The organism is Streptomyces sp. NPDC047917 (assembly GCF_043204345.1).
GTDB lineage: Bacteria > Actinomycetota > Actinomycetes > Streptomycetales > Streptomycetaceae > Streptomyces > Streptomyces sanglieri.
This window is the reverse complement of the sequence record NZ_JBIDCA010000006.1, coordinates 51,770-75,134: the sequence shown is the minus strand read 5'-3', so window position 1 is coordinate 75,134 and position 23,365 is coordinate 51,770. Positions and strand designations below refer to the sequence as shown.

The window sequence follows — 23,365 nt, the reverse complement described above, 5'->3', positions numbered from 1 at the left end:
CGGGAGGGGCGTCAGCAGCCCCCGAGGTCCTGCCAGGCCCCCCAGTCACCGGTGGAACCGGGCTCCTCGCCCTTCGTCCACCACTTGGCCCTCCACTGGTGCGTGCCGTGGGAGACGGCCGTACCGGCGCCGTACTCGGAGCCCGCGCTCCAGACGGGCGCGGTGCAGCCGCCGCCACCGGGCTCCGGGCCGGTCGACGGGTCCGGCGAGGGGGTCGACGTCCCGGTGCCGGGGTCGACCGGGGTGGTGCCGCGCGCCAGGTCGGCGGCGAGGGCGTACGACTTCCCGCCGAAGGCCACCGTCCAGTTCGACGGAGTCGAGGTGGGCAGGTAGTAGACGAAGTCGAGCTCGACCGAGGCGCCGGGGGCCAGGCTCTGCCAGGCCGGCAGCTTCAGCGAGACCCGGTTGTAGTCGCCCCTGAGCCCGCCGATGTTGTCGGCGGCGGTGTGGTCGCTGCGCACGATCGTCGTGCCGAAGCCCGACTGGTCCTTGGCGTTGGCCGGCGCGGACGTCGCGTAGTCGAACCGGAACTCCGTGGAGCCGGGCAGGGTCGCCCTCGTGTTGTTGGTGATCCTCAGCTTGGGGCTGATCGGGTAGTTGGAGTCGCCGAGCGGGAACTGGCCGAAGGACACATCGATGTCGAGCGCCTCGGTGGGCAGATCGATGGTGGACCGCTTCGCGCCGTACGGGGTGGCCGACTTGAACCTGTCGTACATCGCCGAGGTCAGCGTGGCGCCCGGCTCGTACTGGCCCTTGGCGGCGTTCCAGCCGTAGTCGCCCGCGAGTTCCCAGATCATGGTGCCGCCGATGCCCCTGTCGACGACGTAGTCGGCCTTCGCGGCGACCGACTCCTCGTCCTCGGTGGACAGGAAGACCTTCTTCTCGGCGTTCCAGAGCCAGGGCGCGACCAGCGTCGAGTCGTACTTGCGGGCGTAGGTGCCGGTCAGCTTCGTGTCGGCGGGGAATCCGTAGTCGGTGACGTAGTCGCCGACGACCCCCTTCTCCAGGTTCTTCGCGTGCCACATGGGGTTGGAACCGGCGGGCGACTCCTTGCCCGCGGTGTCCAGGTCGTGCCAGAGGTTGTCGATGCCGACGGCGCCGTCACCGCACTTGGTCAGACCAGCGCCGGCCGGGCAGTCGGTGGTGGCGGCCCGGCCCCACAGCCCGTCCGTGCCGCCCTGCACGTTCTTGAAACCGCGGGTGTAGTACGGCAGGCCGATGTTGATCCGGCCGGACGGCATCGAACCGCGGAAGTAGTGGTACGCCCAGTCGGTGTTGAGGTAGCCGGTGCCGCCGTACTGCGAGGTCGAGTAGACGCCCGCCTGGGCGAGTTCGGCGTCCTTCCCGTCGTCGAAGAGCGCGGCGTTGGGACCGACGTACTCGTTCCAGGCACCGTGCAGGTCGTACGACATGATGTTGACGTAGTCCAGGTACTTCTGGACCTGGAAGGTCTCCATCCCGCGCAGCAGATAGCCGGACGAGGGCGCTGCCACGCTCAGCAGGTAGTGCGTGCCGTCGGCGGCGGACGCCCGGTCGAGCTTCTCGCGCAGCGTCTTCATCAGCGCGGCGTAGCCCTTGACCAGACCGGCCCGGCGCGCGTTGGAGAGCGTCCGGTCCAGCGGGTTGCCCGAGTCCTTCATGGTCGTGGGGTACTCGTAGTCGATGTCCACGCCGTTGAAGCCGTACTTCTCGACGAACGCGACGGCGGAGTCGGCGAAGGTGTCGATACCGGCCTGGTTGACCGAGCCGTCGGTGTTGGTCGCCATCGAGTAGAAGCCGCCGGAGTCCACCCGCCTGCCGCTGTCGTCGAAGTAGCCGCCGGTCTCGGCCCAGCCGCCCACCGACACCATGGTCTTCACGTTCGGGTGCTTCTTCTTGAACTTGCTCAGCAGGTTGAAATGGCCCTTGTAGGCGAGGTCCGGGTCCATCTCGGCGCCCGCGACACCCGGCCAGGTCATGCCGGTCGAGGCGTTGTCCGGCCCGTCGGCGCCGACCGAGAGCTTGTTGGCGCCGTCGACATGGGCGAACGCGTAATTCAAATGGGTGACTTTGTCCCAGGGGATGTCGGGGACGAGATAGGCGGGTCTGCCGTCCTTGCCGGTCCGCCAGTCCGTGAAGTATCCGATGACCCGCCGCTGGTGGTCGGCGCCCATCCTCTCGCGGCCCTCGGTGTCGTAGACGGAGCAGTAGGGGACGGCGACGCCGGGCGTCTCGTAGAGCCCGTCGGGGCGACAGGACTCCTGGTCGGCGGCGGCCGACGGGGTGGCGGCGAGCGAGCCCATCAGCAGACCGGCGACGGCTGCGCCGACCGTGAGCAGGGTGGCTCTCGCACGAGTGGGGGACAGCACGTTCGGTTCCTCCCGGGGAGGTTCGGCAGAACACGACTGACAAGGGGGTGGGGCGTGTCGGTGCCCCGGATGTGCGCACACCGCGGGGCCGCTCCTCGGAGGTGACGCAGAGATTAAAAGGACTAGACCAGTGCGTCAATAGGTCTGGACCTTTAAGGGTCAACTTCTTCCGCCGGGCCGTCCGCCGGATGTTCCCTGTGAGCCAGTCCACAGACACTCACCCGCATGGCCCACCGCCGGGCGTGGCACACTGATCGTGTACCAGCAGCAGCGCACTCCGGGGTCGGTGCAATTCCGAACCGGCGGTTATAGTCCGCGACCCGTCCGCATCCAGCGGCCGGTTGACCAGGTGAGATTCCTGGACCGACGGTTAAAGTCCGGATGGGAGGCAGTGCGCGGCGGGCCGTTTCGCGGGTACGCCGCCGTCGGCGGATGGTTTTTCGGGCGACCGATCCATCCGTGTTTTCCGGCTTTTCCGGCGTTCCCCCGTGGTGTTCCCGCTTCATCTGTCGTCATCGACAGGCCCCGGAGTCCGTGCCCGAAGAGGCAGGAGGACCCGGTGGACACCGCAGCCGACATCACCGCCATGCGCCGTGCGATCACGCTCGCCGCCCGCGGTCTCGGCTCCACCAGCCCCAACCCCGTCGTCGGCTGCGTCATCCTCGACGCCGCGGGCCGACAGGCCGGAGAAGGCTTCCACCAGCGGGCCGGCGGACCGCACGCCGAGATCCACGCCCTGCGCGAGGCGGGCGAGAGGGCCCGGGGCGGCACCGCCTACGTCACCCTCGAACCCTGCAACCACACCGGCCGCACCGGCCCCTGTGCCCAGGCGCTCACCGAGGCCGGCCTCGCCCGCGTCGTCTACGCCGTCGGCGACCCGGACCCGCAGGCCACCGGCGGTGGCGACACCCTGCGCGCGGCCGGGATCAAGGCCGAGCAGGGGCTCCTGGCGGACGAGGCCGAAGCGGGCAACGCGGCCTGGCTCACCTCGGTGCGCCTGGGCCGTCCGTACGTCCTGTGGAAGTACGCGGCGACCCTCGACGGCCGGATCGCGGCCGCCGACGCCACCAGCCGCTGGATCACCTCCGCCGCCTCCCGCGCCGACGTCCACCGGCTGCGCGCCGAGGCCGACGCCGTGGTGGTCGGCTCCGGCACCGCCCGCGCCGACGACCCGCAGCTCGGCGTACGCGGCATCGAGGACGCCGCGCAGCCGCTGCGGGTGGTCGTCGACACCGGCGCCACCGCCGTACGCCCCGGAGCCCGGGTCCTCGACGACACCGCACCCACCCTGATCGCCGTCGCCGAGGACGCCGACGCCGGACACCTGCCCGAAGCCGCCGTCCTGCGGCTGCCGCGTGCCGCCCACGGCCCCGGCCTGGACATCCCCGCCCTGCTCCGTGCCCTGCACGGGCGCGGCATCCGCTCCGTACTCCTCGAAGGCGGCCCGACCCTGGCCGGGGCCTTCGTCGCCGCGGGAACGGTCGACAAGGTCGTCGGCTATCTCGCCCCCGTACTCCTCGGCGCGGGCCCCGCGGCCCTCGCCGATGCCGGAATCTCCACCATCGCCGGGGCGTTGCGCCTCGATGTGACCGAGACCGTCCGCATCGGCCCCGATCTGCGCATCACCGCCGTCCCCGGCCCTGCCCGGAAGGGAAACTGAGTGTTCACCGGAATTGTCGAAGAACTGGGTGAAGTCGCCGCCGTCGAGAAGCTCGCCGACGCCTCCCGATTCCGCCTGCGCGGCCGAGTGGTCACCGAAGGCGCCAAGCACGGCGACTCCATCGCCGTCAACGGCGTCTGCCTCACCGTCGTCGACCTCGGCGACGGCGAATTCACCGCGGACGTCATGGCCGAGACCCTCGACCGGTCCAGCCTCGGCGCCCTGGACACCGGATCCCGGGTCAACCTGGAACGCCCCATGGCGGTCGGCGGCCGGCTCGGCGGACACATCGTCCAGGGCCATGTCGACGGCACCGGGCACATCGTCGAGCGCAGGATCTCCGAGAACTGGGAGATCGTGAAGGTCTCCCTCCCCGCGCACCTGAGCCGCTACGTGGTCGAGAAGGGCTCGATCACCGTCGACGGCGTCAGCCTCACCGTGGTGGAGGCCGGATCCGACTACTTCACCATCAGTCTCATCCCCACCACCCTCGCCCTGACCACGCTCGGCATCAAGGAGCCCGGCGACCCGGTCAACCTGGAGGTGGACGTCATCGCGAAGTACGTCGAGCGGCTGCTCGGCAACACCGCGCGGGAACCCGGGGAGCCGGTCCGGTGAGCGCCCTGCACTGGCTGAACTCGGAGGCGTTCACCGTCTTCGGGCAGCACATCATCTGGTCCGACATGATCGGCAACACCGTCGGGCTGATCGCCCTGACCCTGGGCTGGCTCCGCTCGATCTGGACCTGGCCCGCCCAGCTGCTGTCCGGCGTCGTGCTGGTCGCCGCCAACGCCTCCGTGCACCAGGCGGGCAGCGTCGGCAAGCAGGTCGTCGTGATCGCCGTGGCCGTCTGGGGCTGGCAGCAGTGGACCCGGGGCCGGCAGCAGGCCCAGGACGGCTCCATCGCCGTACGGTTCGCCACCTGGCGCGAGCGCGGCTACCTGCTCGGCGGCGCCGCCCTCGGCACCCTCGCCGTCGGCGGCCTGTTCACCGCGTTCCCCTCGCTCTCCTGGAGCCCCTGGGCGGACGCGTACATATTCGCCGGCACGCTCGTGGCGATGCTCGCCCAGGCCCGCGGCATGGTCGAGTTCTGGTTCGCCTGGCTGCTGGTCGACCTGGTCGGCGTACCGCTGAACTTCCACAGCGGGCTCGCCTTCTCCGGTCTCATCTACGTCGTGTACGGCGCCCTGGTCCTGTGGGGCATGCGCGACTGGTGGCTGCGTTCGCGGACACCCGCTCTGGAAGGAGCCACGGCATGACTGCCCAGCCCACCTGGTTGCACCGGGAACCCCCGAGCGCCGCGGAGGACCTCCGCCTCGACCCCGTCGAGCAGGCGATCCGCGACATCGCCGCCGGACGGCCGGTCGTGGTCGTCGACGACGAGGACCGGGAGAACGAGGGCGACCTCGTCATCGCGGCCGAGAAGGCCACCCCCGAGATCGTCGCGTTCATGATGAGCGAGTGCCGCGGCCTGATCTGCGCACCCATGGAGAACGACGAGCTGGAACGGCTCGCGCTCCCGCAGATGGTCGACCACAACACCGAGTCGATGCGCACCGCTTTCACCGTCACCGTCGACGCGTCCGCCGCCCACGGCGTCACCACCGGCATCTGTGCCGCCGACCGGGCCACCACGCTCCGGCTGCTGGCCGGCGGCGAGGCCGGCCCCGGCGACTTCGTACGCCCCGGCCACATCTTCCCGCTCCGCGCCCGCTCCGGCGGCGTACTGGTCCGCAACGGCCACACCGAGGCCGCCGTCGACCTCGCCCGGCTGGCCGGCCTGCGGCCCGCCGGGGCCATCGTGGAGATCGCCGGCGAGGACGGCGTGATGCTGCGGCTGCCCCAGCTCGTCCCGTTCGCCCGCAAGCACGGCCTCACGATCATCTCCATCGAGGACCTGATCGCCTACCGCCGCAGCTCCGAGCCGACCGTCCGCCGCGAGGCCGAGGTACGGCTGCCGACGGCCTTCGGCGCGTTCACCGCGTACGGCTACCGCTCCACCACCGACGGCGTCGAACACGTCGCCCTCGTCCACGGCGACCTCGGGGACGGCGACGACGTCCTGGTCCGGGTCCACTCCGAGTGCCTGACCGGAGACATCTTCCAGTCCCAGCGCTGCGACTGCGGGCCCCAGCTGCACGCCTCCATGGAGCGGATCACCGAGGAGGGCCGCGGTGTCGTCGTCTATCTGCGCGGCCACGAGGGCCGGGGCATCGGCCTGCTGTCCAAACTGCGCGCCTACGAACTCCAGGAGCGCGGCATCGACACCCTCGACGCCAACCTGGAGCTCGGCCTGCCCGCGGACGCCCGGGACTACGCGGCCGGCGCCCAGATCCTCATGGACCTCGGGGTGCACAGCCTGAGGCTGATGACCAACAACCCCGACAAGACGGCCGCGATCCTGCGGCACGGGCTCGCCGTCACCGGCCGCGAGCCGATGCCCGTCCAGGCCGGCGAGCACAATCTGCGCTACCTGCGCACCAAGCGCGACCGCATGGGGCACGACCTGCCCTGGCTCGACGCCGCCAAGGCGTCGACCTGCGGCAACCAGTAACGAATCACGGAAACGAGCGGCAGGAGAGACATGAGCGGCAAGGGCGCACCCGAACTGTCCGTACGCAACTGCGGTGACCTGCGCGTGGCGGTCGTCGCCGCGCAGTGGCACGAGAAGATCATGGACGGCCTCGTCGACGGCGCCCTGCGCGCCCTGCACGAACTCGGCATCGACGAGCCGACCCTGCTCCGGGTGCCCGGCAGCTTCGAACTCCCGGTCGTCGCCAAGGTCCTCGCGGGCCGCGGCTACGACGCGGTCGTCGCCCTCGGCGTGATCATCCGCGGCGGCACCCCGCACTTCGAGTACGTGTCCCACGGCGTCACCAACGGCCTCACCCAGGTCGCCGTCGACACCGGCGTCCCGGTCGGCTTCGGCGTACTCACGTGCGACACCGAGGAGCAGGCGCTCGACCGGGCCGGCCTCGAAGGGTCCAACGAGGACAAGGGGCACGAAGCGGTCACCGCGGCCGTCGCCACCGCCGCCACGCTGCGCACGGTCAGCGAGCCCTGGCGCTGAGCACAGGGCGCCGACCCCGTACTCTAAGACCATCATGGCGAACAAAACCTTCGAAGAGCTCTTCGCCGAGCTGCAGCTCAAGGCCGCCAACGGCGACCCCTCCACCTCCCGTACCGCCGAGCTCGTGGACAAGGGCGTCCATGCCATCGGCAAGAAGGTCGTCGAGGAGGCCGCCGAAGTCTGGATGGCCGCCGAGCACGAGAGCAAGGACGCCGCCGCCGAGGAGATCTCCCAGCTGCTGTACCACGTCCAGGTGATGATGGTCGCCCGCGGGATCTCGCTCGACGACGTCTACGCCCACCTCTGAGCCCTACCTCCGCACCCCGTACGTCCGCACCGGCACTCCCTCCTCGCAAAGGAACCTGACCTCATGCTGCGCATCGCCGTCCCCAACAAGGGTTCACTCTCCGGGCCTGCGATGGCGATGCTCCATGAGGCCGGCTACCAGCAGCGCAAGGAGTCGAAGGAACTCGTCCTCGTCGACCCCGAGAACGAGGTCGAGTTCTTCTACCTGCGGCCGCGCGACATCGCGATCTACGTCAGCTCCGGCCGGCTCGACATCGGCATCACCGGCCGCGACCTGCTGCTGGACTCCGGCGCGGACTCCGAGGAGATCCTCCAGCTCGGCTTCGCCCGCTCCACCTTCCGCTACGCCACCAAGCCCGGCACCGCCCAGGGCCCGCAGGACTTCGACGGCATGACGATCGCCACCTCCTACGAGGGCATCGTCGCCAAGCACCTCGCCGACGTCGGCGTCAACGCCTCCGTCGTCCACCTCGACGGCGCCGTCGAGACCGCCATCGAGCTCGGTGTGGCCCAGGTCATCGCCGACGTCGTGGAGACCGGCACCAGCCTGCGCAACGCCGGACTCGAAGTCATCGGCGAGCCGATCATGAAGTCCGAGGCCGTCGTCATCCGCCGTACCGGCGCACCCGACGACGACCCCAAGGTGCGGCAGTTCCTCCGCCGCCTCCAGGGCGTCCTGGTCGCCCGCTCCTACGTGATGATGGACTACGACTGCCGCGTCGAGCACCTGGAGCGCGCGGTCGCCCTCACCCCGGGCCTGGAGTCGCCGACCATCTCGCCGCTGCACCACGAGGGCTGGGTCGCCGTCCGCTCCATGGTCGCCGCCCGGGAGGCCCAGCGGATCATGGACGATCTGTACGACCTCGGCGCCCGCGCCATCCTCACCACCGCCATCCACGCCTGCCGCCTCTGACGGCCGGCCGCCCGGAAGACAGAAGAACACCATGTCCGCCCCCGCACCCCGGCCCGAACTCCCCACTCTCCCGGTCACGTTCCGGCCGACCCGAACCCGGGTGGTCCTGCTGAGCGTGGGGGCGCTGATGTTCCTCGTCATCACCGTCGTCGCGCTGACCCTGGAGCAGCTGAGTCCGGGGGAGCGGGCCAGCTTCGTCTTCACGGCGCTGCTGTTCTTCGGGGTGCTGGCGCTGCTCAGCCGCCCCAAGGTCGTCGCGAACGAGGACGGGGTGACCGTGGTCAATCTCACCCGGACGCGCCGGCTGTCCTGGGCGGAGATCCTCCGGGTCAACCTGCGCGTCGGCGACCCCTGGGTCTTCCTCGACCTCAGCGACGGGACCAGCATGCCCGCCCTCGGCATCCAGCCGGGAATCGCCAAGCAGCAGGCCATCCGCGACGCCCGGACGCTGCGCGCCCTCGCCGAGAGCCACGGCACCGGAACGGACATCGGCTGAGCCCCCTGCCCCGTACGGCCTCTTCTTGATTACTCTGGAGGGCGGCGGTGCCCCTGCGCACCCCGCCCCGCACCCAGAGGTCCACGAGACCGGCGGGGCTTTCCTGCGACCCAAGGAGTGACTCCTTCCAGCAATGGACGGATCGTCCGGTAGTACCTGCGCCGCCCCTTCCCCGGAGGCGGCGGCATGACCACCCCCCTGCTGCTTCTGAGCGCGGCATTCCTTCTCATCCTCGCCAACGGATTCTTCGTGGCAGCCGAATTCGGGCTCGTCACGGTGGAGCGGCCGGACGCCGAGCGCGCCGCCGCCGAGGGCGACCGGCGGGCCCGTACCGTCGTCGAAGCCCTGCGCGAACTCTCCTTCCAGCTCTCCGGCACCCAGCTGGGCATCACCATCACCTCACTGGTCGTCGGCATGCTCGCCGAGCCGGCGCTCGCCCAGCTGCTGGACGGCCCGCTCACCGCGACCGGGCTGCCCGACGGCGCCGTCCCCGGCATCAGCGTGGTGATCGGGATGATGGTGGCCTCCGCCGTCCAGATGGTGATCGGCGAACTCGTACCGAAGAACTGGGCGGTCTCCCGGCCGCTCCAGGTCGCCCGGTTCGTCGCCGGCCCCCAGCACCGTTTCTCCGCCGTGTTCCGGCCGGTGATCAGCCTGCTGAACACCGTGGCCAACCGGCTGGTGCGGCTGCTGGGCGTCGAGCCCACCGATGAACTGGCCTCCGCCCGCACCCCCGGGGAGCTGGTCTCCCTGGCCCGGCACTCGGCCGAGGCCGGCACCCTCGAACAGGACACCGCGGACCTCTTCGTACGGACCCTGTCGCTCGCCGGACTCACCGCCCAGCACGTCATGACCCCACGGGTGAAGGTCAGCGCCCTGCAGTCCTCGGCGACCGCACAGGACGTCCTCAACCTCACCCGTGCCACCGGCCTCTCCCGCTTCCCCGTCTACCGGGAACGGATCGACGAGGTCGTCGGCATGATCCACCTCAAGGACGCGCTCGCCGTGCCCGCCCAGGACCGGCTGCGCACCCCCGCCGGACGGATCGCCGTACCGCCGCTGCTGGTCCCCGAGACCCTGCCCGTCGAACAGTTGCTCCAGCGGCTGCGCAACGAGCAGCCGATCGCCGTGGTGGTCGACGAGTACGGCGGCACCGCCGGAGTGGTCACCCTGGAGGACATCATCGAGGAACTCGTCGGTGAGGTCAGGGACGAGCACGACGCCGAGGGCGCCGACCGGCCCGAGCTGGCCCCCGCCGCCCCGGAGGAAGGCCGCCCGGCCTGGGACGCCGAAGGCAGCTGCCGGGTCCTCACCCTGCGCCGGATAGGACTCGACGTACCCGACGGACCGTACGAGACCGTGGCCGGACTCGTCGCCGATCTGCTGGGACGGATCCCCGCCCCCGGCGACCGGGCCGAGCTGCCCGGCTGGCGGATCTCCGTCCGCCAGGTCGGCCACTACCGGGCCGAGAAGGTCCGCTTCGTCCGCACGGCCGAGGCCCCGGCGGCCCAGGACGTCCTGGAGGCCGTGCGATGAGCCTGGTCCAACTGCTTTTCGCCGCACTCCTCGTGCTGGCGAACGGCTTCTTCGTCGGCGCCGAGTTCGCCCTCGTCTCCGTACGGCGCAGCCAGGTCGAGCCGCTCGCGGCGGCCGGTTCGGGCCGGGCCCGCCAGGTGCTGTACGGGCTGGAGAACCTGCCGCGGATGATGGCCGCCGCCCAGTTCGGCATCACCGTCTGCTCACTGACCCTCGGCGCCGTCGCCGAACCGACGGTCGCCCATCTGCTGGAGCCGGTCTTCCAGGCGGTCCACCTGCCCGAGGGCCTGATCCACCCGCTCGGCTACGTCCTGGCGCTCGTCTTCGTGGTCTTCCTCCACCTCGTCATCGGCGAGATGGTCCCGAAGAACCTCGCGATGGCGGCGCCGGAGAAGACCGCGCTCTGGCTCAGCCCCGGCCTCGTCGGCTTCGCCCGCGTCTGCCGTCCGGTCACCGTCGCGCTGGGCGCCTGCGCCCGGCTGGTGCTCAGGATCTTCGGTGTCGAACCGAAGGACGAGGTCGAGGCCGTCTTCACCAGCGAGCAGCTCAACCGGCTCGTCGAGGACTCCGGCCAGGCCGGACTGCTGGAGCCGGAGGCGCAGGAGCGGCTGGAGGACGCGCTGGAGCTGGGCAGCAGGCCCGTCACCGATGTGCTGCTCAGCCGGGCGTCCCTGGTGACCGTGGACCCGTCCGTCACCCCGCACCGGATCGAGGAGCTGACCGTACGCACCGGCTACTCGCGTTTCCCCGTGTGCGCGGAGGGCGGCGGCCCGTTCATGGGCTACCTGCACGTCAAGGATGTGCTGGACCTGGAGGACGGCGAGCGGGCCGTCCCCCAGCACGTATGGCGCCCGATGGCGACCGTACGGGCCGAGCTGCCCCTGGACGACGCCCTGACCGTGATGCGCAGGGCCGCCACGCACCTGGCACAGGTCGCCGACGCGTCCGGCCGGATCCTCGGCCTGGTCGCCATGGAGGACGTCCTGGAGATGCTCGTCGGCGAGGTGCGCGACCCGGCCCACCGGATCGCGGTGCCGCGCCGGGCGGCGGAACCCGCGGGCACCACGACCGGATACGGCGAACTCACCGCAGCGGTCCGCTGACCGCACCGTCCCGGTCCGCCGGAGGGGCCGTCACCCGGCCCCTCCGGCCACCGGGGCTCACAGGGCCGGCGGCTCCTGCTGCCCCCGGTCCACCGGCCCCCGGCCGGACAGCACCTCGCCGTACGCCTGCATCAGGTCCGGCAGCCGCAGCGTGGCCAGATCGTCCCGGCTCGGTACGGCCGCGTAGCCGGAGAGCCGGAGATCGCGGTAGGCGCAGCTCTTCTCGTACAGGGTGCGCAGGAACCTGCCGTTGCCCAGTTCGTCGATCCAGCCCTGCTCGACCACATGACCGCTGATGGATCGCAGCTCGTCCAGGGACTCCTCGTCCCACGCGTCGTCGTTCTCCGCCGCCAGCACCTCACCGATCGAGGTGAGCTCCAGCGGCCGGTAGCTCGGGAAGTCCACCCGGGTGGTGAAGCGCGAGGAGAGCCCCGGATTGGTGGCCAGCAGCCGGTCCATGCCCTCCGGATAGCCCGCGAGGATGACGACGAGATGGTCCCGGTTGTCCTCCGCGCGCTTGAGGAGGACCTGAAGTGCCTCGTCGCCGTACGCGTCGCCCTTGCTGTAGCCGCTGTTGGCGAGGCTGTACGCCTCGTCGACGAAGAGCACCCCGCCGAGCGCCGAGTCGATCAGCTCATTGGCCTTGACCGCGGTCTGGCCGAGGAACTCGCCCACCAGATCGGCCCGTTGGGCCTCGACCAGATGGTCGCCGCCGAGCAGCCCCAGCGCGTAGAAGACCCGGCCCAGAATCCGGGCCACCGTGGTCTTGCCGGTGCCGGACGGGCCCGAGAAGACGAAATGGCGCTTCGGCGGCTGCACGGGAAGCCCCTGGCCGGCCCGCAGCCGCGCCATGTTCAGCTGCGCGGACAACGCCTTGACCTGGCGCTTCACCGGCTCCAGCCCCACCATCCGCTCCAGCTCGGCCAGCGCCTGGGCGAGCAGCACCGGATCGCTGGGCCCCGCCGGGAACGGGGACGCCGGCTGACCGGGTACCGCCGCTCTGCGCCGCGTCCCGCCGGACGGCGGCGGCATCCCGACGTCCACGAAACCGGGCGCCTCACCGCCGGGCCGCAGCTCCCGCCCGTCCACCGGATCGGCGCCGAGCAGCGGATCCGTGTCCGGCTGCGCCTCCGATACGGTGCCGTCAGTGCCGAGCCCGGCCAGCGACACGGCGGCCAGGCCAGCCGCCTCGTCGGAGCCCTCCAGGCCGTCGTAGTCCGCGATCGCGGCGAGCCGCGCCGAGGTGTCCATGAACGCGGGGTCGATCCGGTGCACCGCCCGGTAGAGCGGCAGGGCGGCGGCGCTGCGGCCGGTGCCCTCGTGCGCACGGGCCAGCCAGTAGCGCAGTTCCTTGCGCTGCGGCTGCTCGCTGCGGCAGCGCATCAGCGCGGTGGAGAGCAGCGGCTCGGCCTGCCCGTACATCTCCAGACGCACCCGGGCCATCCCGCCGAACAGCCCGGCCTCGATGCCCAGCAGCGGATCGTCCACCAGCTGCTCGGTGTTGCGTACGAGCTGTTCCCAGTCCTTGACCAGGTACGAGCGGCAGGCGTGCAGAAAGCGCACCTGCGGGTCGGTGTCCACCGGCGGCAGGCCCGCGAGCGCCCGGTCCAGTTCGGGAACGTGGCGGCCGTCCAGCCAGTGCGAGGCGTGCGCCAGCAGCAGGTCCCGTGCGCTCTCCAGGACCGGCTGCACCCACCAGCCCAGCCAGTACCAGGAGTTGAGCGTGCGCCGGTGCCGGGTGCGCTGCTCGCCGAAGCGTTCGCGATGGCGGTACATGTGCAGCAGCGCCGCGGTCGTGTCGACCCTCAGCGCATGGAGGCCGAGCCAGCCGTCCGCCATGCCGGGATCGAGCCGGACCGCGGCCCTGAACTCCTCCTCGGCCTGTGGGTAGGCGCCCATGGTGTAGGCGTCCACGCCGCGCAGCCAGGCGAGGTCGGCCGGGGCCTGTGCGCCCTGAGTGCCGATGTCCATCTGGTCCCCCACAAACCGTGCCCCCAGGATGTCCCGCCGCACGATTCTGCCCACCCGGGCGCGCCGAATCACTTTGCCACGGACGGGAATTGACCGCACCGAGAGGCATCGTACCTGCGCAGGGAGTGTGCGACTAAGAGCGCCGCAGGCCGAAGGGAGACCGTGACCCAGGGTGAGCGGAATCCGTCGGACGGGTGTGGGGGAGGGGGTGCGAGGGCAGAACGAAGCCCCCGATCACGGGGGAACAATCGGGGGCTTCGCGTCTGCGAGGGCTCCGAAAAGCCGCACATTGAGAACGTAAGACCTGTACCGCCCCCGGGTCAAGCGGAGTTGAGGTACTTGCCGGGCGATTTCTCACCATTCAGTACGGCGGTGTCACGCGCTCACGGTCCGTGACGGAATGGTTCGTTCCTGCTGCTGTTCCGGGTCCCTCCAGCAACTCGTATCCCACCGGCAACTGCCGCACCAGAGTGTCCGCGTGGGAACGGGAAGGGTCGGCCGAGAAGTGCTCCGCCTCGGCCGCCGTCCACCCGTCCCAGAACTCCGAGAGCGCGGGCCCGTCCCTGCGGCGGCCGCGCTCCCAGGACCGTGCGGCCGGCAGGTCCATCCACAGCAGCCCGGCCAGGTGCGGCCGCAGTGCCCGGCGGCCGGCCCCGACGCCCTCGATCAGGACCACCGGCGCGGGCTCCAGCTCGCGCGGCGCCCCGAAGCTCCGCGCGGTCCAGTCGTACGGCGCGTACCGCGCGCGCTCACCGCGCTCCAGCGGTACGAGCACCTGTTCCCGCAGCCGGTCCGTCCAGGTGAAGAAGGACTCGTGCGTGGCCACGTCGTCCAGGTGCAGGACGGGGGCGTCACCGAGTGCGGCGGCCAGGCGGGCGGCGAAGGTGCTCTTCCCCGAGCCCGCGTGGCCGTCGACGGCGATCAGCCGGACCGGTCCGCAGGACGACGCCAGGATGCGCAGCCGCCGGGCGAGGGGCGAGAGGTCGTTCATGGACACCAGCCTACGAGCCGGGCCCGGGCACCCGCCGTCCGCCTCCGGGACAGCCGCAGGTCACGCCAGTGGACCAGACCAATATTGGTTCATCGGCGCGAGCCGAATCGCTGGCCGGATCCGGCCGCGACCCGCGATAGTTGGCGCACTGTCGTGCACATCGCAGCCCCATTCCGCTTACGACCGGGGGTCTCGCCCATGAACAGACCGACCTCGCGCAGGACCGTGCTGACCGCCGCGATCGCGGCGGCGGCCGCCGCCGGAGCGGTGTCGTCCGCCGGCTCCGCGACCGCCGCCGTCCGCTCCGCCGCCCCGCCCCACGCTCCCTCGGTGAAGGCCCCTGCCGTGGACAACCGCTTCTGGCACACCTACACCGACTGGCGCGCCGGCTCCGGCGCAGGGACACGGGTCGTCGCGGGCCGCCGCCCCGGGCTGGCGATCGGCCACGCCGCGGGACGCACCGACTACACCGACCCGCACACCGGTACGACCGCCACCTGGGAGTACGCGACCTGGACCTCCCCGGTGCACCGCTCCTCGGTCCCGGCGACCGAGGTGATCGCCTCCTGGAACGCGCAGACCCCGGCGGGCACCTGGATCCGGATCGAGCTCCAGGGCCGCTACTCGGACGGCACCTCGACACCCTGGTACGTGATGGGCCGCTGGGCCGCCGGTGACGGCGACATCCGCCGCACGTCGGTCGACGACCAGAGCGACGGCAGGAGCTCGATCTGGACCGACACCTTCTCGGTGGACGACCCGGCGAGCGGACTGCGACTGGTCTCCTACCGGCTGCGGCTCACCCTGTACCGCACCCCGGGCAGCCGTCTGACGCCCACCGTCCGGAGGATCGGCGCGATGGCCTCCGACATCCCGGACCGCTTCACCGTCCCGGCCGGCACCCCCGGCCTGGTCCGCGAGCTGCGGGTGCCGCGCTACTCGCAGAACGTCCACGCGGGCCAGTACCCCGAGTACGACAACGGCGGCGAGGCCTGGTGCAGCCCCACCTCCTCGCAGATGATCATCGAGTACTGGGGCCGCCGGCCGACCGCCGAGGACCTCGCCTGGGTCAAGCCCGGCCTGGCCGACCCGCAGGTCTGCCACGCGGCCCGGTTCACCTACGACTACCAGTACGAGGGCTGCGGCAACTGGCCGTTCAACGCCGCCTACGCCGCGACGTACGACGAGATGAGCTCGGCGGTGACCCGACTGGGCTCGCTCGGGGACCTGGAGACGCTGATCCGCGCGGGCATCCCGGTCATCACGTCACAGTCCTTCCTCAAGGAGGAGCTGACCGGCGCCGGGTACGGGACCTCCGGCCATCTGATGACCGTGATCGGCTTCACCGAGTCCGGCGACGTGATCGCGAACGACCCGGCCTCGCCGGACAACGAGGCGGTGCGCCGGATCTACCGGCGCCGGGAGTGGGAGAACATCTGGCTCCGCACCAAGCGCTACGACGCGCAGGGCAAGGTCAGGAGCGGTACGGGCGGGGTCTGCTACCTGTACTGGCCGGCCATGCCGACCGCTGAGCAGCGCCGGGTCCTGAGGTCGTTCGGCCTGATGTGATCGGGCGCGGCGCCACGGCCGCCTCGCCCGTCCGGCGGCAGCGTTCCCGGCCGTCCGGGGAGAGGTGGCCGTGCTGGTCCACCGTGACCTCGATCGAGCGATGCCCGAGCCGGCCGGGGCCCTACCGGCACCCGTCACTTCCGGTCGGGCGAATCGTTGGTCCCTCGCCGCGCCGGGGCGGACCGCCCGTCCCGCCACCTGGCAGTGCATCAGCCCTGGCTCCGGGTGGAAAAGAGAGGCGAGGCGTAGAGGAACTTCGGTGCTACCTGGTCGTCGTATCCGCCGCTCTTGGTGATCAGGAACTGGCAGCGCTGTGCCGGATCGCGCGACCCATGCGAACCGTGCAGGACCTCTCGCCGCACGAGTTCACGGAGAACCCTGTCGGGGACCGAATTCTCTATCGCTCCGGGGCCCGAGGCCGTCAGCGTCGAAACCAGATCGCCACAGACGGTGAGAACAGCCTTCTCGTGGCGTCGTTCCGGAGACCATACGACCGCGCTCCAGGACCGTCCGTCACCTCCGACGAGCCGTGTCCAGGGCGAGACCTCACCCCTCTCGCCGACGACTCGGAAAAGCACGACGAAGTCGTACCGGATGGGAAAGGGGGCGAAGAAACGCCAGTTGGGGATGGCGCCCATCCTGTCGAACCGACGGAACCAATCGAAGGAACGGTGCGGGTGCTGGCTCACCAACGTGATCGCGAACCATCCGGCCAGCAGGGCGTCGACGGAACGATGAGCCACGGTTGAACTGCGCTTCAAGACGACCTCCCGGGTCCGCAGATCGATTGGAGGAACTCGCCGACGAGAGGCGCGAGGCTCGCCACGCAGCGGCTTCCCATCGGCAGCTGGTCACGCATCACATTCTCAAGACTCGTCCGGCGGCCGGCGTCCGCGGACTTCAGCAGCTCCACGTGCATCTCCTCGTATGCCTCGCTCTCGACACCCTTGGTGTTGGACGTGACCAGGTGCAGGGGCTTGCGCACCACGGGTATCGGATCGGGGTTCTGTAATTCGGAGTGGGCCGCCTTCCACTCCCGCATGTACGCGCGCCACAACTCCGCGTCCCGGTACTGGTCGAGACACAGCCGCCTCACGTCTGCGGGGAGGGAGCCGGCCCAGGGAGGCGGCACCAGAAGCGAGGAGAGGCCGATGCGCGACGACGAGGGCATGTACTTCAGATTGAAGCCGGACTGTTCGGACTTCGAACGAAGCAGCACGGAGCGTTGAAGCTCTGCGGGATACCGCGGATCAAGGAGCATCAGCGATGCCGTGGGCAGTGATTCCTCCGCGAGCAATGCGATCAGGCCGCCCAATCCATGACCCATGAGGACCACGGGTCGGTCGGAACCGGCCTTCTCGATGACGTTGAGCAAGTCGCTGACCGCCGAGCCGAGAGAGAACTCTCCGCCCATCCGGTACCGGCTCCTGCCGTAGCCGGCACGGTTGTGGGTAAGGACGGAGAAATCGTGCTCAAGCGCCATCCTGAGCTCGCTCCAGCGCTCCACCGTCGCGCCCAGATCGGGAATAAATACCAGTAGGGGATCCTGGGAGAAGGCAGGGTCGACTGCCGGGTGCAATTGATAGGAGATCAGGTTCCCCGAGTCGGCATCGAGGAAGCGCTCGCGGCCCGACCCCAGGCCGACTCTCCGCCGTCGCATCCGCTGAACCCCGATGCCCCCCGCAAGGCTGCCGGCCAGTACTCCTGCGATCAGCCGGGGGAGGGTGTCGCTTCTATTTTCCATGGCGCACCGATCCGAGGTCCTGCTGCGTGACATAGAGAATCGCAGGGTATGTGGAAAGAAAGGCCCACACGAAGCGGGAGAGACCCATCACGCGGGCATTTATCACATGGAATGTGCCCGCCGAGACAAGTATCGGCAGCGTCATCCTGCCCTTGGCCAGAAACACCACGGGGAAACCGCACTCCAGGAGCAGCACACCTGTAGTCGTAGCCCTGGCCGCGCGGGGGTATTTTTTGACGAGGCGAAAGGCGGTGCTGTCGCCGTACGCCTCGGTGCGCAGAATGAGCGGCAGAGCTTCGCCGGAACGCCAGAGGGGGCCGGCGGCCTTGGCCACCCCGGAAGCGAAATAGGAGAGGCTCGACTGCAGACCTACGAACCAGAGGCAGGAGTCGACGATTCTGGGTTGCTGCTCGCCCATACGCGCCAGGGCGGCAACACCCTGAACCAAAAACGCGACCTGGTCGGAGCCATCCGTTCCGAAATGCTGACGTGGGCTCGTGATCACGGATGTCAGTGAAAGGAACATTCCCGCTGCCGCACGATGACGGCGATGTGTTCCAGGAATCAACAACGAAAGAGCAGAAGCGGCACGCGCCACATGGATTGCGCGACTGACGCCCGGTCGGGAAACGAAGCCGAGAAAATCATGGACGGGACGCGGAGCCCACGAATATTCATCCTTGATGAGATTCCAGTCCACCAGGGCGGCGTTCCGGGGGTTGCGGTCGTTCGCGAGAACCTCCAGGCTGTTGACCAGATGAGTCACGGCGCTGATCTGTTCGGTCGTGGTAAGCGCCCGTTCCCGGCTGATCTGTGAGCGGGATATTTTTTTGATTCGCTTCAGAATCTTCATTTCGGCCACCTCTTTTCTGCGTGAAATCTGCCTCACACCATGCAAAAGGCCAAGTCGTCCGCCCCGGAGAAGGAAAGATCGGAAGAGATCATTTGTTTCGTGGGCGGTATGTCGCGCAGGCCGGCACGTCATGCCAGAAGGAGCGCGGCGTCCCAGGGGGCGGCAGACGTCTCACCCGAGGAATAGGCTTCCAGGGCCAGGGCGATGCCGCTGGCACCGTCCAGGAACCCCGGCCGATCGAGGAGTTGGTCGTGTCTCTCGTCCGGGTATCGATAGCCGAACGGGGAGTCGGGCTCGAACTCCCTCTCAATGATGGCTGCAATGCGATCCCTTGTGCGCGAGACGTCCTCGGCGCGCTCCCCGTCGCTGAAGAATTTCAGGCAATTGAGTGCGCCGGCCCAACCGTGGCACAGCGAGACATCGCGAATGCCCCACTCCGCCAGTGGGGTGCGGATGATGGCGTCGACCGAGTCGGTGGCCAGTTTCCTCAGATCGCGGCGGCCCGTGGCAGCTGCGGCCAGCTGGAGAGAGCAGGCGATTCCAAGGCCGCCGTAGCACCAGGCCGTTCGGCCCCGCTCCTTCGTGGAGTACCCGCGGCGCCAGTCGTCCCACGTGAGGAGATTCGGCCAGTGGACGCCGTGGTGGTCCACGAGCTTCTGCTCCTGGAATATCTGGGCGAGGCGCTCGATCGCCCGCTCCTGGTGAGGGACCTCGATTCCCGAGCTCCGGGCGATTGACAACAGGGCCAGTGGTCCGGCGATGCCATGTGACAAGCCCAGGTTGAGATGACCTTCCTGGACGGAATCGACAGGCCCGCCCCGGGGACGGGTCAGGCACCAGAAGCCCGGCACATCGAGGCCCTCGGCCCGAACCGACTCGCTCATGCCCACCAGCGTCGACAGGACGGTTCGCAGGGCATCTGCCATGGAGGCAGGTCGCATCAGGGCGTAGCGGCCGATTCCGGCCAAACCGGCTATGGTGTCGAACCTCGCTCTGTCGCCGATGCTGTCCTCGTTCATCCTGCGGCAGATGGCGGCGATGCCGGTCGAGATCTTCCGGTCCAGTGCCCGCAGGGCCTCCGTATAACCTCCTGCCGCCCTCTGTCGCATGACGATGCCGAACGCCACCCCGGCCTGCCCCGAGTACAGGCCGGGGTTCAGAGCGGGGACCGAGGTGACCCAACGGGCAACATGTCTCATGTGCTCGTGTGCTGCCGGCCCGTCATGGCTCGCCCGGGTGGGATCTCCACCGAGCAGGATCGCCGGACCCAGCAGGCCGCTTCCCAGCGCGTGCCGTGACTGAGGGTTCCAGTCCTCGGAGTCCGGCAGGTTCTCAAGGATGGTCAGCACTCGATCCGGGTCGGTGACCCGTCGTGCGATGTCCCCGGAGATCTTTGTCCATGTCGATTCACCGATTTGAGCGTCCGTCATTTTTCCACGTCACATTCAGCAGTTCACCGGGGCAGGGACGAGAGCTTCCGTCCGACATGACCCAGGAGAGTGAGGGTCTTTTTCTCGTTCTCAGGATTGATCCCGATGAGCCGGTTGTGCTGCATATGGAGAAGACTCAGGATCGAGTAGTCCCGGGCGGTCTCCGAAATGGACTCGGAATCACGCAGAATCGCATCCCCGTATTCCTTGGCGATAACGTTCCCGGACCAGGCCCGTTCGAGGTTCGAGGACCCCAGGTGCTCACCGATCTTCGAGGCGGTATTGGTCGGCGATATGATGGCGCACGCCTCGTCGATTTCGGCACGGGAAACCGCCCCGTCGTGGCTCTTCGGGAACTGCTTCCCCACCCAGGTGCACCAGTCCAGCCCCAACGAATCCAGTAGGCAGGCGTAATTCGCGACCATCAGAGTTCCGATGCCTGCATTCTGGATGCTGTTCGCCTCCAGGAGGCGGATCTGATTGATGGCCGTCTGGCTGTCGATGCAGAACAGCTTCTCGGCCAGAGTCATGGCGGCCGCGCCCCCGTACCTGGAGACCTCCGGTTCGTAGTTGTCCACCGTCACCTTGCGGACGACACCGGACGCGCGCAATCTCTTCGCATTGTCCAACAGCCTGACGAGAAGGACTTCCCTCGCCTCATCATTTGCGGCGTGAAAGCGTAGCCGGATGTGAGGGTCCGGTGAGTTGAACCGGATGAAGAACCATCGGTCTGTCCATTCAGCCACCTCGCCGACAATGTTGGGAAGGTGCTGCGATATGAACTCGTTCTGCGAATTGAGATCCCCGAACACCCGGATGTAGACCCACTCACCGGCCGGTTCGTACCGTGGGTTCTCGAACACCCTGGGGACCTGTCGCACCTTCCGTGAGGTCTTGGGGTCCGGTGTGCTGCGGAGGGGGACGACGATCTCGCTACTCCGATCCTGCAGCCATCCGAAGTCGTGATCCTCTTCCCCCAGGGTCTCCGTGATCTCGACGCCGCCCTTGAGGATGTCGCGCCGCAGCATCTCGCGGTGGAACTCACTGTCCAGATCGATTCCGTACACCCTGTCCAGGTGGGAGACGCTCACGTTGTTCTGGATGTCGGTGCGCTCTCTCCATTCCTGAACCGCACGCGTCCAGGATGCTGCATCCCGAGCCGAACTCCGCATCTCCGCGCTGGGGCGCCAGGTCCTGGGAAAGGCGACTACTCGGCCGATGCGGACACGTGGCAGTGCCGGCATCGACTCGTAGCCGGTCCAGGACCACGGCTTCCATGCCTTCGTGCCGTCCGAGTATCTGAGTTCACTGAGAAAACGCGCAAGATTCGGTGCGCGGTTCTGAAGAGCGAGCATATGTGGGACGAAGGGCTGCACATCCACTCCCTTGCGTTCCCAGTGAAGCCGGAGCGCCTGACCGTCAGAATAGACAACGAGCTCCCTCCAGTCGATGTGCCCATCGCTGCGGTCGCTGAACGTGCCGACTGGAATGACATAGGGAGACAGTTGCGGCGCCCGCATCACATTGAGCGCCCGAGCCTTATTGGGTTGGAAATCCACCTGCGCATAGATGACCTCCTGCATGTCCGTCGTGGGACGCGCGTAGAGGTCGGAAACAGCCTTCACGCTGCCGGTGAGCCGGGAGAAACGTCCCATGGTCGCGCCGATGACGCGGGACCCGACGAGCGGAGACGCTGCGAGCCTGAAATCCCCCGCATTCATTTCGTCAAGGCTTCGCGCCATCAGCTGGAAACAGAGATCCATTGAAGAAGGCGGAGCCGTGCTCATTTCCCCACGGGCCAGCATGTCGATATCGACATCGCTCAGGACGATTTCTCCGTCCTTGCTCGCCAGTCCCCTGTGGAGCAGTGCTCCCAGCATCTCGGCGCGCTCACTCGGTTTCGATTCGGTCCCCAGACTGTGATCGTGCTCACGGAGCATGCGGGATTCCACCGGGGGGTTCTGGAATCCTTGCGGGAAGCCCAGCCCGATATGGGAGTCGATCAGACGGTCCAGGCGTTCCGCGCCATATTTGCCGTACTTATCAGCGAAAGCATTGAAGTATGTGACCATGTGCGGGTGTGATGAGGTGTTCGGTGCAATCCGCCAGACTGCGGACGCATACTCTTCTATCTCGCGCAGCACGCCGCGGGGCAGTGCGGCTTCGATCCCCGTCCTGAGGTCGACCTGGAGCGGGACGTCCTCCAGCCCTCCTGTTGCCGCCTTGGCCAGTGCAAGGATCCGCCTGTAGTCCTCAAGGCCCTCACCCACCGCGCGCTGTTCGTATTGCCGCAGGCCTTCGGATACCTCACGAAGGGCTATCAACGTGGTGTTCTGGGTTTCCTCCGGTATGTCATCCAAATTCCCTGATACGAGGGAGGTGAGAACAACTTCGCTCCTGATGAGCTCCAGCATGTAGCCATCAAGTTGATCCCGAGTGATCTCCGGAAACGAGTCGGCCAGTCTGCCGATGGCTTCTGCATAAGGGATCGGACTCTCGGTGATGGTGCGTACGGAAGACAGGAGTCTGGTGAGGCGTATGCTCACCTGTCCCTTCCGGTGCTCAGTATCCGTGCCGTGCTGACCGGCGTACGGAATGACCATTCTGTTGCCCCGCAGGTGGCAGAGGTCGTTCGCGACGATGGTCAGCCGGTTGCGCACCTCCGCGATGCCGAGCAGGGACTTCGCGACCTCGGAGAACCATCCCTCGTCGTAATTCACGTGTTTTTGGTTCTGCGAGAACCTGAGACTCGCCCGGTCGGCAGGAGTTGCCACGGAAACCCCTGCCTGAAGCCCAAAGGGAGTCGGCCGACCCGTTATGCGCAAGGCGTACTTCGTGACAGAGATCGCTGTTCTGACAAGTTTCTTCCGGGACAGCACATCACCACGCGCAAGGGAATCCAGAGTCTCACCCAGCGATGTGCTGGAAACCGAAATGGCTTCTTTCAGGGTTGCGTTGGAAGCCAGCCCCCGGATGTAGGCAACGAGTTCCGAATCCGACGTTTCGCTTCTGTGCGTCGAGCGAGGAGTCGATATGGGGAGAGCGCCTCGTGGGATGGCGGCAGCCCGGAGCAGTATGGGATCCTCGGCGGCGAAATAAGTGCCCGTCATCTACGTTTTCCTTGTTCCGTCCGGCTGAGCCGTCGGTCTGCTGCGGCGAGTGCGGACCGATCTGGGCATCGCGATCTCTGATTTCATTCAGACTGGATCTGTCCGAGCGTCCCCCTCGGTATGGGTTCGGAGGCCCGGTCGCTGGATTTCATAGGAGCATCGGTGGCCGATGGGTCGGGCCGGAGCGGCCGAGCCGACCGGTCCGGGATTCATCGCCAGGATCGTACAGAGGAAGTTCGAACGACTTCTGCGCGACCGGAGGCCC

The 23,365-nt window shown here is 68.5% G+C and carries 19 protein-coding genes and 1 riboswitch; of the genes, 11 read left to right on the top strand and 8 right to left on the bottom strand.

What is annotated here, in order from left to right; all coding sequences use genetic code 11:
- Window positions 1-11: 11 nt before the first annotated feature.
- Window positions 12-2,348 (bottom strand): chitinase C-terminal domain-containing protein, encoded by a 2,337-nt coding sequence (locus ACGF8B_RS15625; protein ID WP_392738490.1) that lies wholly within the window; start codon window positions 2,346-2,348, stop codon window positions 12-14.
- Between the two features lie 268 nt (window positions 2,349-2,616).
- Window positions 2,617-2,747: riboswitch (FMN riboswitch) on the top strand.
- 160 nt (window positions 2,748-2,907) lie between these two features.
- On the opposite strand from ACGF8B_RS15625, the gene ribD reads away from it, so the two are divergent.
- From ribD to ACGF8B_RS15575, 10 genes are all read left to right on the top strand, one after another.
- Window positions 2,908-4,008: a bifunctional diaminohydroxyphosphoribosylaminopyrimidine deaminase/5-amino-6-(5-phosphoribosylamino)uracil reductase RibD gene (ribD, locus tag ACGF8B_RS15620; RefSeq protein WP_392738487.1), complete on the top strand. Its 1,101-nt coding sequence runs from the start codon at window positions 2,908-2,910 to the stop codon at window positions 4,006-4,008.
- On the top strand, window positions 4,009-4,626 hold the full coding sequence (locus ACGF8B_RS15615; protein WP_392738484.1) for a riboflavin synthase: 618 nt from the start codon (window positions 4,009-4,011) through the stop codon (window positions 4,624-4,626).
- Window positions 4,623-5,267 (top strand): nicotinamide mononucleotide transporter family protein, encoded by a 645-nt coding sequence (locus tag ACGF8B_RS15610; protein WP_342280513.1) that lies wholly within the window; start codon window positions 4,623-4,625, stop codon window positions 5,265-5,267. The genes ACGF8B_RS15615 and ACGF8B_RS15610 overlap by 4 nt, the downstream gene beginning before the upstream one ends.
- Window positions 5,264-6,562, top strand: a complete 1,299-nt coding sequence (locus ACGF8B_RS15605) for a bifunctional 3,4-dihydroxy-2-butanone-4-phosphate synthase/GTP cyclohydrolase II (protein WP_392738481.1) — start codon at window positions 5,264-5,266, stop codon at window positions 6,560-6,562. Before ACGF8B_RS15610 ends, ACGF8B_RS15605 begins: the two co-directional genes overlap by 4 nt.
- A gap of 30 nt (window positions 6,563-6,592) precedes the next feature.
- Window positions 6,593-7,078, top strand: a complete 486-nt coding sequence (ribH, locus tag ACGF8B_RS15600; protein ID WP_124718909.1) for a 6,7-dimethyl-8-ribityllumazine synthase — start codon at window positions 6,593-6,595, stop codon at window positions 7,076-7,078.
- Between the two features lie 34 nt (window positions 7,079-7,112).
- Entirely contained in the window at window positions 7,113-7,385 is a 273-nt protein-coding gene (locus ACGF8B_RS15595; protein WP_018524273.1) for a phosphoribosyl-ATP diphosphatase, read from the top strand.
- Window positions 7,386-7,448: 63 nt separating this feature from the next.
- Window positions 7,449-8,297: an ATP phosphoribosyltransferase gene (gene hisG, locus ACGF8B_RS15590; RefSeq protein ID WP_392738476.1), complete on the top strand. Its 849-nt coding sequence runs from the start codon at window positions 7,449-7,451 to the stop codon at window positions 8,295-8,297.
- 31 nt (window positions 8,298-8,328) lie between these two features.
- On the top strand, window positions 8,329-8,793 hold the full coding sequence (locus ACGF8B_RS15585) for a PH domain-containing protein (RefSeq protein WP_392738473.1): 465 nt from the start codon (window positions 8,329-8,331) through the stop codon (window positions 8,791-8,793).
- A 186-nt stretch (window positions 8,794-8,979) separates the two neighbouring features.
- On the top strand, window positions 8,980-10,329 hold the full coding sequence (locus tag ACGF8B_RS15580) for a hemolysin family protein (protein WP_392738470.1): 1,350 nt from the start codon (window positions 8,980-8,982) through the stop codon (window positions 10,327-10,329).
- Window positions 10,326-11,432 carry a hemolysin family protein gene (locus ACGF8B_RS15575; protein WP_392738467.1) on the top strand — a complete coding sequence of 369 codons (1,107 nt, stop codon included), beginning with the start codon at window positions 10,326-10,328 and terminating at the stop codon, window positions 11,430-11,432. The genes ACGF8B_RS15580 and ACGF8B_RS15575 overlap by 4 nt, the downstream gene beginning before the upstream one ends.
- A gap of 57 nt (window positions 11,433-11,489) precedes the next feature.
- Here ACGF8B_RS15575 and ACGF8B_RS15570 read toward each other — a convergent pair whose 3' ends face one another.
- Together ACGF8B_RS15570 and ACGF8B_RS15565 are read right to left on the bottom strand one after the other, a co-directional pair.
- Window positions 11,490-13,403 carry an AAA family ATPase gene (locus ACGF8B_RS15570; protein ID WP_392738465.1) on the bottom strand — a complete coding sequence of 638 codons (1,914 nt, stop codon included), beginning with the start codon at window positions 13,401-13,403 and terminating at the stop codon, window positions 11,490-11,492.
- Window positions 13,404-13,764: 361 nt separating this feature from the next.
- Window positions 13,765-14,394, bottom strand: a complete 630-nt coding sequence (locus ACGF8B_RS15565; protein WP_392738462.1) for a uridine kinase — start codon at window positions 14,392-14,394, stop codon at window positions 13,765-13,767.
- 198 nt (window positions 14,395-14,592) lie between these two features.
- Between ACGF8B_RS15565 and ACGF8B_RS15560 the strand changes: the two genes are divergently transcribed.
- Complete coding sequence (locus ACGF8B_RS15560) at window positions 14,593-15,963, top strand: peptidase C39 family protein (RefSeq protein WP_392738459.1); 1,371 nt, start codon at window positions 14,593-14,595, stop codon at window positions 15,961-15,963.
- Between the two features lie 209 nt (window positions 15,964-16,172).
- Here ACGF8B_RS15560 and ACGF8B_RS15555 read toward each other — a convergent pair whose 3' ends face one another.
- The 5 genes from ACGF8B_RS15555 to ACGF8B_RS15535 all read right to left on the bottom strand — a co-directional run bounded on the left by ACGF8B_RS15555 (window position 16,173) and on the right by ACGF8B_RS15535 (window position 23,100).
- The gene (locus tag ACGF8B_RS15555; protein ID WP_392738456.1) at window positions 16,173-16,724 is read right to left on the bottom strand and encodes a hypothetical protein; all 552 of its coding nucleotides are present in this window, start codon (window positions 16,722-16,724) and stop codon (window positions 16,173-16,175) included.
- Entirely contained in the window at window positions 16,721-17,707 is a 987-nt protein-coding gene (locus ACGF8B_RS15550; RefSeq protein WP_392738453.1) for an alpha/beta hydrolase, read from the bottom strand. The genes ACGF8B_RS15555 and ACGF8B_RS15550 overlap by 4 nt, the downstream gene beginning before the upstream one ends.
- The gene (locus ACGF8B_RS15545) at window positions 17,697-18,560 is read right to left on the bottom strand and encodes a hypothetical protein (protein WP_392738451.1); all 864 of its coding nucleotides are present in this window, start codon (window positions 18,558-18,560) and stop codon (window positions 17,697-17,699) included. The genes ACGF8B_RS15550 and ACGF8B_RS15545 overlap by 11 nt, the downstream gene beginning before the upstream one ends.
- A 128-nt stretch (window positions 18,561-18,688) precedes the next feature.
- Window positions 18,689-19,990 (bottom strand): lanthionine synthetase C family protein, encoded by a 1,302-nt coding sequence (locus ACGF8B_RS15540; RefSeq protein ID WP_392738448.1) that lies wholly within the window; start codon window positions 19,988-19,990, stop codon window positions 18,689-18,691.
- A gap of 23 nt (window positions 19,991-20,013) precedes the next feature.
- The gene (locus tag ACGF8B_RS15535) at window positions 20,014-23,100 is read right to left on the bottom strand and encodes a lantibiotic dehydratase (protein ID WP_392738445.1); all 3,087 of its coding nucleotides are present in this window, start codon (window positions 23,098-23,100) and stop codon (window positions 20,014-20,016) included.
- Window positions 23,101-23,365 lie beyond the last annotated feature (265 nt).